Annotated in this window: 1 protein-coding gene; it reads left to right on the top strand. The window is 70.9% G+C overall.

Annotation, left to right across the window (positions count from 1 at the left end):
- Positions 1 to 625 (top strand): transposase (locus tag QCN29_RS36730; RefSeq protein ID WP_279933595.1); only part of this gene is annotated, 625 nt, incomplete at its 5' end.
- Between the last annotated feature and the right edge of the window lie 21 nt (positions 626 to 646).

Here is a 646-nt window from a genome sequence, read left to right as displayed (position 1 = left end):
CCGCGGCCGGGCGAGGCTGACGGCCTGGCTGGCCAACCGCAGCGTGCGCGGCGCCGACACGGTCGCCGCGACCGCGCTGGAGGCCGCTCAGGCCCAGCAGACCGCGCTGCCCGGCGAGGACGTGGCTGCGCAGATCGTGGCCGACCTGGCCGGGCAGATCCTGGCCCTGGACGACCGGCTGAAGCGGATCGACAAGCAGATCAGCGAGACGTTCCGAAGCCATCCACAGGCGGAGATCATCGAGTCCCTGCCCGGCATGGGGCCGATACTCGGCGCCGAGTTCGTGGTTGCGGCCGGCGACCTGTCGGCATACGCCGACGCCGGTCACCTGGCGTCGGCGGCCGGGCTGGTGCCTGTCCCTCGCGACTCCGGACGCCGGACCGGCAACTTGCACCGGCCCAAGCGCTACAGCCGCCGCCTGCGCAGGGTCTTCTACATGTCGGCACAGACCAGCATGATGCGGGAGGGGCCGAACCGGGACTTCTACCTGAAGAAGCGCGGCGAGGGCTGCAAGCACGTCCAGGCCGTCATTGCTCTGGCCCGCCGGCGGGCGAGTGTGTTGTGGGCCCTGCTGCGTGACGGACGGGTCTTCACCTCCGCCCCGCCAGTCACGCAAGCGGCTTGACTTCGTCATTGAGACTCCTGG

Origin of the sequence: Streptomyces chengmaiensis, from assembly GCF_029846775.1 — a bacterium.
Taxonomy (GTDB): domain Bacteria; phylum Actinomycetota; class Actinomycetes; order Streptomycetales; family Streptomycetaceae; genus Streptomyces; species Streptomyces chengmaiensis.
Note: the sequence above shows the minus strand (reverse complement) of the source record. Positions and strands in the feature narration are given on the sequence as shown.